Source organism: Oleiphilus sp. HI0125, from assembly GCF_001635355.1.
On the sequence record NZ_LWGF01001357.1, the window covers coordinates 1 to 891 of the forward strand.

General features: G+C 46.2%; 1 protein-coding gene and 1 pseudogene. Both read left to right on the forward strand.

Translation table 11 applies throughout. From position 1 onward, the window contains the following. Positions 1-391, forward strand: a pseudogene (locus tag A3762_RS27985) (dehydrogenase); the annotation flags it as partial. Next, positions 388-891, forward strand: a 504-nt coding sequence (locus tag A3762_RS23315) for a hypothetical protein (RefSeq protein ID WP_197469530.1), incomplete at its 3' end; no start/stop codon positions are given. The pseudogene A3762_RS27985 and the gene A3762_RS23315, both read left to right, overlap by 4 nt.

An 891-nucleotide genomic window follows, 5' to 3' on the forward strand; every position in this document is an offset into this window, starting at 1 on the left:
TAAATCTGTACATGCTCAGTGTATGGGGGCTGTTGACGGAGTAGATGTTACTGAGGACAAAGCGGTTATTAATCTAGCTTTTGAAGATGGTTCTTTCGGTACCATTCACTACCTTGCAAATGGCCACTCTTCTTTTCCAAAGGAACGGGTTGAGGTATTCACTGCAGGGCGAGTTTTGCAGCTTGATAACTTTAGAAAGTTAAAAGGCTTTGGCTGGCCAGGCTTTAAAAAACTCAACACTTGGAAGCAAGATAAAGGGCAAGAGGCTTGTGTTAAAGCATTTCTTGATTCAATCAAGAGCGGGGCGGCTTCACCTATCTCTTACGATGAGATTATTGATGTGGCTGAAGTGTCGCTCGAGGCGGTAGAGCAAATTAGAGCTTGCGAGTGAGTTCGAGGATTAGCTTGTTTTCTCAGAAGTTAAAAGCAGTAAAAGCTTTGGGCTTAGTGGGCGTAGCGCGCGCGGTGGTCTATCGTGTGAGTCTGTTGTCTGGTCTGAACCCGGTAAAGCGCCTTAATCATTCTATACCTGAAGCGCCATTTTTCAAGCCTTCAAGCACAAGCGCCGATAAAGTAGCGACGCTGCATGGTAATACTCAGTGGGATGTAAAGGGACCGGGAAGTGCCAAAAGTGTTAGTGCTTTGTGTTACTTCGGTTCTTGCACCGTTCCTTATAACTCTACAAACCCACCCAACTGGTTCTATGATCCTTTTAGTAAAACTGTCTTCGAACACACCGCTAAGCCTTGGTGGTTGATTCCGGACTTTGTAGAACCAGGTCGAGATATTAAGAGCACCTGGGAGCTTTCTCGTTTTGACTGGGTAATTCCCCTCTCGCAACGCGCAGCTCGTGAAGAAGGCGGTGCTTTAGAGCAACTCAATATTTGGCTG